Source organism: Mycobacterium sp., from assembly GCF_049280035.1.
Lineage (GTDB): Bacteria > Actinomycetota > Actinomycetes > Mycobacteriales > Mycobacteriaceae > Mycobacterium.
The window spans coordinates 1-7,752 of sequence record NZ_JBAPPI010000861.1; the positions used below are offsets into that span (position 1 = coordinate 1).

Annotated in this window: 6 protein-coding genes and 1 riboswitch; of the genes, 4 read left to right on the forward strand and 2 right to left on the reverse strand. The window is 64.9% G+C overall.

Features of this window, described 5'->3' with window-relative positions; all coding sequences use genetic code 11:
- Positions 1–1,572, reverse strand: a 1,572-nt coding sequence (gene thiC, locus WAN71_RS27475) for a phosphomethylpyrimidine synthase ThiC (RefSeq protein WP_422228347.1), incomplete at its 3' end; no start/stop codon positions are given.
- A riboswitch (TPP riboswitch) is annotated at positions 1,564–1,675 on the reverse strand. (Overlaps the previous gene by 9 nt.)
- A gap of 213 nt (positions 1,676–1,888) precedes the next feature.
- On the opposite strand from thiC, the gene WAN71_RS27480 reads away from it, so the two are divergent.
- The 4 genes from WAN71_RS27480 (at position 1,889) to WAN71_RS27495 (ending at position 7,319) form a co-directional block, all read left to right on the forward strand.
- Positions 1,889–2,569: a PAS and ANTAR domain-containing protein gene (locus WAN71_RS27480; protein WP_422228348.1), complete on the forward strand. Its 681-nt coding sequence runs from the start codon at positions 1,889–1,891 to the stop codon at positions 2,567–2,569.
- A gap of 87 nt (positions 2,570–2,656) precedes the next feature.
- The gene (locus WAN71_RS27485; protein WP_422228349.1) at positions 2,657–3,028 is read left to right on the forward strand and encodes an STAS domain-containing protein; all 372 of its coding nucleotides are present in this window, start codon (positions 2,657–2,659) and stop codon (positions 3,026–3,028) included.
- Positions 3,025–6,978, forward strand: coding sequence for a SpoIIE family protein phosphatase (locus tag WAN71_RS27490; protein ID WP_422228350.1), 3,954 nt, complete (start codon positions 3,025–3,027; stop codon positions 6,976–6,978). The genes WAN71_RS27485 and WAN71_RS27490 overlap by 4 nt, the downstream gene beginning before the upstream one ends.
- On the forward strand, positions 6,975–7,319 hold the full coding sequence (locus tag WAN71_RS27495; RefSeq protein WP_422228351.1) for an STAS domain-containing protein: 345 nt from the start codon (positions 6,975–6,977) through the stop codon (positions 7,317–7,319). Before WAN71_RS27490 ends, WAN71_RS27495 begins: the two co-directional genes overlap by 4 nt.
- Here WAN71_RS27495 and WAN71_RS27500 read toward each other — a convergent pair.
- The gene (locus WAN71_RS27500) at positions 7,316–7,591 is read right to left on the reverse strand and encodes a hypothetical protein (protein ID WP_422228352.1); all 276 of its coding nucleotides are present in this window, start codon (positions 7,589–7,591) and stop codon (positions 7,316–7,318) included. The genes WAN71_RS27495 and WAN71_RS27500 overlap by 4 nt on opposite strands.
- Positions 7,592–7,752 lie beyond the last annotated feature (161 nt).

The following is a 7,752-nucleotide window of genomic DNA, read 5'->3' on the forward strand; positions in this document are numbered from 1 at the left end:
GTCCTCGATGGTGCCGGAGACCGACATTCCGATCGAGTTCGGGTCGTTCAGGGTCGCGGCGTAGTCGCGGACGTCCTGGGTGATCTTCATCGAGCAGAACTTCGGGCCGCACATCGAGCAGAAATGCGCGACCTTGTGGGCTTCCTTGGGCAGCGTCTCGTCGTGGTATTCCCGCGCGGTGTCAGGGTCCAGTGACAACGCGAACTGGTCGTTCCAGCGGAACTCGAAACGCGCGGTCGACAGTGCGTCGTCACGTTCCTGCGCTCGGGGATGACCCTTGGCCAAATCCGCTGCGTGCGCGGCGATCTTGTAGGCGATCACCCCGTCCTTGACGTCCTTGCGATCCGGCAGCCCGAGGTGCTCCTTGGGGGTCACGTAGCACAGCATCGCGGTGCCGGCTTGGGCGATGATGGCCGCGCCAATCGCCGAGGTGATGTGGTCATAGGCCGGAGCGATGTCGGTGGCCAGCGGCCCCAGGGTGTAGAACGGGGCCTCTTCGCACAGCTCCTCTTCCAGCCGGACGTTCTCGACGATCTTGTGCATCGGTATGTGCCCGGGGCCCTCGATCATCACTTGTGCGCCATGGGCTTTCGCGATCTTGGTGAGCTCACCCAGAGTGCGCAACTCGGCGAACTGCGCGGCGTCGTTGGCGTCGGCGATCGATCCCGGCCGCAGCCCGTCGCCCAGCGAGAACGTCACGTCATAGCGGGCGAAGATATCGCAGAGCTCTTCAAAGTTGGTGTACAGGAACGACTCCTGATGATGTGCCAGGCACCACGCCGCCATGATGGACCCGCCGCGGGACACGATGCCGGTGACCCGCTTAGCGGTCAGCGGCACATAGCGCAGCAAGACCCCAGCGTGCACGGTCATGTAGTCCACACCCTGCTCGCACTGTTCGATCACGGTGTCGCGGTAGATCTCCCAAGTCAACTCGGTCGGATCGCCTTTGGCCTTTTCCAACGCCTGGTAGATCGGCACCGTGCCAACCGGCACCGGTGAGTTGCGCAGGATCCACTCGCGGGTGGCATGAATGTCCTTGCCGGTGGATAAATCCATGATGGTGTCGGCGCCCCAACGGGTGGCCCACACCATCTTGTCGACCTCCTCGGCGATCGACGACGTCACCGCGGAGTTGCCAATGTTGGCGTTGACCTTGACCGCGAACGCCTTGCCGATGATCATCGGCTCGCTCTCGGGATGGTTGTGGTTGGCCGGGATCACCGCACGGCCACGGGCAACCTCGTCGCGAACCAGCTCAACGGGCATGTCTTCGCGGGCGGCGATGAACGCCATCTCGGCGGTGATCTCACCGGCGCGGGCTCGCTGCAACTGAGTGCCGCGGTCACGCACCACGCCGGGGCGCGGCAGCAGCCCGGCCGTCACGTCGATCACCGCGTCGGGGTCGGTGTAGGGCCCGGACGTGTCATACAGGTCGAAGTGCTCTCCGTTCGACAGATTCACTCGCCGAAATGGCACTTTGGCTCCCGGCACCGCGTCCAGGTCGTGATAGGCCTTGCTGCTGCCCGCGATGGGTCCGGTGGTCACCGATGGTTCGACGGTCACGGTCATTGTTCATCCTCCCTACGTCGGCATTACCCGATCAGGTTCGTACGGTCGACGGCCCCGAGCCGTCCTCTCAGCGCACCGGGCGTGCGCTCCCGCGTTGTCGTGTGGTCCACGCTAGCGCAGTGGGACGGCGGTGTGCACGCCCCGCGACGATGCGCGCCGCGGCAGCGCGTGAGGTGGGGGTACCACCCGCTTGCGGGGGAGAGCGGGGCAGTAGCAGCGGCGAAGAATTTAGCAGCACCGATTAGTGCTTGCCAGGGTTTGCGAGAACGCCTGCGCATCGTGGCTAACCCGTGGGCAAGGTCTCCTCAACGGTGGAATGATCGTGAACGTGCACGAGGCCTCCGAAACTCTTGCAACGAGCGCCCACGCCGACGCCGTCAGCGTGGGCGCCTTCCGGTTCTGGTTTGTCGGCCAGCGTTGGGAATGGTCCGACGAGGTAGCCATCATGCACGGCTATGAGCCCGGCTCCGTGCAGCCGACGACGGAACTGCTGCTGTCGCACAAACATCCAGAAGACCGGGACCACGTTCAAGACCTGCTCGACCGGGCACTGCACTCCAAGAGCTCGTTTTCCAGCCGGCACCGCTTTATCGACATGGGCGGCAATGTGCACGATGCGATCGTGCTGGCCGATCGGATGGCTGATGAGGCGGGTGCAGTGGTGGGAACCGCGGGTTATTACATCGACCTGACCGCCGCCTTCGTCGAGACCCGCCAGGTGGCCCTCGACGAAGCGCTGCCAGACCTGTTCGAGACCCGCGCGGTGATCGAGCAGGTCAAAGGTGCCCTGATGGCCATTTACCGGGTCAGCGCGGAGCAAGCCTTCGGTGTGCTGCGGTGGCGGTCGCAGGAGACCAACACCAAACTGCGCGCGCTGGCCAAGCAGCTCCTCGACGAAATTGCCACGCTGCCACCGCCGTCGGCGGACGTGCAAAGCGCCTTCGACCATCTGTTGTTGACCGTGCACGAGCGCATTCCAGGTGAACCCAACGCATAACCGGGTCGCCGGTTAGGCTCGACAAAGCCGTGGACGGTAAGCCGCCACGGCATTGCATCTGGCGGTGCATTGAAGCGGGTGAACGCGATGGATTTGTTGATTGTCGACTATGAGGTGCGGCCGGAAGCTGTCGTAGTGCAGGCCAAGGGCGAAGTGGATTCCAGCACCGCCGGCAATCTCACCGCACAGCTGGCTGCCGCGCTGCAGCAGGCCGGGAGCCAAGCCTCTCGACTGCTCATCATCGATTTGCAGGCCGTCACCTACTTCGGCAGCGCCGGACTGAACGCCGTCCTCGAATGCCACCGACAAGGGCTGGACGCCGGGACGTCCGTCCGGCTGGTTGCCGACAATGGACTGGTGGTTCGCCCGATCGAGGTGACGAACTTGGACACCGTGCTCGAGCTCTATCCCACGCTGACGGATGCGCTGCAAGGCCGTGATACCGAGCAGGAGCAGTGAGCGGACCCCGCCGCGACTGGAGACGCGAGCCGCAGGAGCTGCCACCCGACCTTGCCACGGCCGTCGCGCTGGGCGGCGAGATGGGCCTGCTATTCGCGGAATTCGACTGGGCCGCGCACCCATTGGGGTCGCCGGTAGCGTGGTCGGCCGAGGTACGGTCGGCTGTCGCGGTGGTGTTGACCTCGCGATTCCCGATCGTCGTGTGGTTGGGCGCCGACGACCTGTTTCTGGTGTACAACGACGCCTATATCCAGATCCTCGGTGACAAACACCCCGCCGCGCTGGGCCGGCGTGGCCGATTTGTGTGGTGGGACATCTGGGAGCCGATCAGCCCGATGCTGGCCAGCGTCATTGCCACCGGCGAGGCGACCTGGTCGCATGACTTGATGCTGCCGATGGTGACCGGCGGCCGACGCCAGGAACGCTACTTCACCTTTACCTATAGCCCGCTGGTCGGAGCAAACGGCCAGAGCTACGGGATTTTCTGCCCATCCTGGGAAACCACCGAGCGGGTGATCAGCGAGCGGCGCCTGCATCTACTCAATGCGGTGGCCTCGGCGACGATGGAAACCCGCACCGTCGACGACGCGGTGAGCACAGCGGTCTCGGTCTGTGCCGACCAGCCGGACGTAACGTTCGTCGCGGCCTACGTCAGTGGTGTGGACGCGGCCGAAATCGCCTTGCGGGGAGCAACACCGTCGGTGCTTCCGCTGCTGCCGCCCACGCTGGGAAAGCTCACCGACTGGAAGCCGGCAGCGCGATCACGGGCGGAAGTGCAAATCATCGATGACGTGGCGTCGGTGATTCGCGGTCTCGACGAGGTGTTGGACGCCGACTGCCCGGACCTGGCGCTGGTACTGCCGCTGGGAGACAATCCGATCGCGGGGGCACTGGTCGTCGGAACGAATCCGCGGTGCCCGCTGGATGCGCAATACCGCGGCTTTTGTCAGTTGCTCGCCGACCAACTGTCCTCGGCGCTGGCCTCGGTGATCTCCCACGAGCAGCAACGGCACCGCGCGGATGCGCTGGCCGAAGTGGACCGCGCCAAGACGGCGTTTTTGACTAATGTCAGCCACGAATTCCGCACGCCGCTGACCTTGCTGCTGGGACCGCTCGAAGACGCGCTGGCCGATGTCGATTCGTCCACCGTTCTCGCCGAGCGGCTGCAAACGGCTCGGCGTAACGCGGGGCGGCTGCTGCGCCTGGTCGACTCGCTGCTGCAGTTCTCTCGTATCGAAGCAGGCCGCGCCACAACGAGATTGGTGTGCACCGATGTCGGGGCGCTGACATCGGAGATCGCGTCGTCGTTCACCGAACTGTGCGAGCGAGCCGGGCTTGAACTTATCCTCGACTGCCGTCAGGCGCTGGCCGACATCGACCCGAACATGTGGGAAACCATCGTGCTCAACCTGATGTCAAATGCGGTCAAATACACGCTGAGCGGCTCGATCACTGTCACGGTGCACAGCGGCGACGCGCCGCCTGGCGACGATGCGGGCCAGGCAGGGGCGCGAGGCGGGCGATCCGGCCGGGTCGGCGTTAGCATCTGCGATACCGGAGTCGGTATAGCCGAGGCGGACCTAAAACAGCTGGGCCAACGTTTCTTTCGGGCCGACACCGCGCTGGGCCGCAGTGTGGAGGGCACCGGAATCGGGCTGTCGCTGGTACGCGGGCTGGTGGAACTTCAAAACGGCAGTTTGCAGATCGCCAGCGAACTCCACTGCGGCACCACCGTTGCCATCACGCTGCCCAAATCGCTTGCCGGCATTCCGGTCGAGCATTCACCGGCCGATCTGTTGGACAACCCGTACGTCGTCGAGGCGGGTCAATGGGTGGCGCCGCTGCCGACCGAGACCGTGCCCAGCGAGGACAACCGCGAACTGGTGTTGATCGCCGACGACAATGCCGACATGCGGGCTCACTTGGAGCGGGTGCTGTCGACGCACTGGAGAACGGTTCTGGTCGCCGACGGCGAAGCGGCCCTGCGGACCGCACGCGAGTTTCGCCCGGACGCCATCGTGACCGACGTGATGATGCCTAAGCTCGACGGCTTCGACTTCGTCTCATTGGTTCGTGACGATCCAGAACTGGCCGCTACTCCGATCGTGATGCTTTCCGCCCGGGCCGGAAACGAGGCCGTCAGCGAAGGCTACGCCGGCGGCGCGGACGATTATCTGCCCAAACCCTTCCGCTCGCAGGAGCTGGTCGAGCGGGTCGCGGCGCGGTTGTCCGCCACCAGCCGCGAACGTGCCGGTCAGCAACAGCGTGAAGCCGAGCTTCGGCATACCTCCGCTGCGGCCCAACTCGATGCCGCGTTGCAAGCCGCCGACTCGGTCTCTGGAATCGCCGAGGCGCTGCTGGCCTCTCCGCTCGGTTCGGGTGGTGCCGCAGTCGTCGTGATCGGTCTCCTCGACGCCGAGCAGAACAACGTCCGATTCGATTACGCCGGTCCGGTCCCCGCGGAATTCCGCGACCGCTACCACGTCGCCACCCTGGACACGCCGCTGGTGCCGATCGACGTCATCAAGACCGGTCAGCGGATGGTCATTACCGATACATTGGCCCTCGCCTCGCGTTATGGCCACGTGGTGCAGGAGACCGCGGAACGCGTCCGGGCGTGCGTCAGCCAGCCATTGCGTGGTGATGACGGCAAGGTGATCGGTTCCCTGGGGTTGCTGTGGCCCACACCGCGGGACTTCGATCCCGCTGAGCTCGAAATGCTGGCCCGGACCGCGGAACTCACCCAGTCGGCCCTGGGCCGGGTCCGCAGCGCACAACGCGAGCATCGGATCGCCGTCGAATTCCAAGAGCACCTACTCGATCTGGACCGCGGGTCAACGGCCGCGGTGGTGGCGGCCGTGTATCAGCCCGGCGGCGAGGCGATGCGCGTCGGCGGCGACTGGTATCTGGTAATGCCGCTGCAGCGACCGGGTCAGATCGCGATATCCGTCGGCGACGTCGTCGGACACGGTCTGCCCGCCGCGATCGTCATGAGCAGACTCCGAGCCGCAGTTGCCGCTACCGCCTTGACCGGCGCTGACCCGGACGCGGTGGTTGCCTCGCTGGACAGGTATGCGGCGGCAATCCCGGGTGCACGCTGCGCGACGGTCAGCTATGCCGTGATCGACGCCGGAGAACCGGGAACGTCGGACGCTAGCTCCAGCATCAGCTACACCTGCGCGGGTCATCCTTACCCATTGCTGGTGATGCCGGACCAACCGCCGGTTTTTCTTACCCGCGGCCGACGTCCCCCGGTTGCGGCATCGGACAGCCCTCTCAAACCCAATACGGCAGCAGACGAGTTGCCGGCGGGCAGCCTGCTGTTGCTCTACACCGACGGGCTGGTCGAGCGGCCGGGCGAGACACTCGATCAAGGATTCGCGCGGCTACAGGCCGCGGCCGCCTATCGTGCCGAATTGTCGGTCGGGGAGTTTTGTGACGAGTTGCTCGACCGGATGGCCCCGCCCGGCGGCTACACCGACGACGTCGTCCTGTTGGCGGTGCGTCCCAACCACTCCTCGGCACGCAGTTTCGCCACCGTGCTGCGTGCCGCACCGGTGAATATCCCGGAAGCCCGGCACCAGCTGGGTGATTGGCTGACCGGTATCGCAGCAGACCAGCGTCGGGCAGTCGACATCCTGCTGGCCACCGGAGAGGCCGTGAGCAATGCGATCGAGCACGGCAGCGACGGCGATTCGCACAGGACGATCTCCATCGAGGCTTTCGTGCGCGGTCGTACCGTCACCGCGACGGTCAGTGATACCGGCCGGTGGTCGGGCGATTCCTCGGCCAGCCAACGTAGTCTGCGGGGTGGGCGAGGGCTCACCATGATCAACGGACTTGCCGATCACGTCAGGACCGTGCGCACCGCCCATGGCACACGGATTACCCTGACGTTCCAACACGCAGTCGTCTCGGAGGCCAGTTTGGTGCAGGGCATGACACCGTGACCCGCGCGGTTTTCCAGCTGCAGAACTCCCGGAATGGCGCGGGGGCGGCCACCCCCGCCGCAGTGACAGTCACCGGTGAGGTCGACGTGACGAATGTCGAGGAGTTCACCCAGTCGGTGCTGGCCGTGCCGGGCACCCGGCCCATCATCCTCGAATTGAGCCCGGTCAAATACTTGGACAGTGCCGGATTCGCGGCGCTGGATCGGCTGCTCGAACAGAACGCTATCGTCCTCGTTTTGTCGCCGGATAGCTTTATGTACAGGGTGGCCGAATTGATGTGTCTGCCGATTCACCAAGACGTCGAGACCGCGCGCCGCGCCCTGCAAGGGAACGCGAGCTAAATCTCTTCCATCGCCTCACCGAGCTCCTCGAGGAGGCGGTTGTGGTGGTTACTGGCCATGATGTGGCCGGCTGCGATGACAACCGCGACCGGCCAATCGATCAGCTCGAACGCGGCCAGGGCGGCCAGACCGCCGTAGTACGCGAGTTGCTCTGGCCGCGGAATTTCCACCCGACCAATTACCGGCAGATTCACAAAAAACGTTTCGCCTTCACGGATGTGTTCGACGGCGTCGCGCTGAGACGTGGCTTGCCGCGTTTTCTTTTCGACCATCATTTGCCTTTCAGTCACTAAAGATTTGCCGTTAAGCAGAGTGCGCCGGTCACCGTCGGGAGTATGACGTCGACGACGGAGACTCTCGCCGACCCACTAGCCTCAGGGGCCGCTGTTTTTCTGGCGATCCCGCTGATCGAGTTGTACGCCGTTCTGTGGCG

Excerpts from the sequence above, each read along its gene's own strand:
- WAN71_RS27500 (WP_422228352.1), bottom strand. The coding sequence starts at position 7,591 with ATGGTCGAAAAGAAAACGCGGCAAGCCACGTCTCAGCGCGACGCCGTC.
- WAN71_RS27480 (WP_422228348.1), top strand. The coding sequence starts at position 1,889 with ATGATCGTGAACGTGCACGAGGCCTCCGAAACTCTTGCAACGAGCGCC.
- WAN71_RS27485 (WP_422228349.1), top strand. The coding sequence starts at position 2,657 with ATGGATTTGTTGATTGTCGACTATGAGGTGCGGCCGGAAGCTGTCGTA.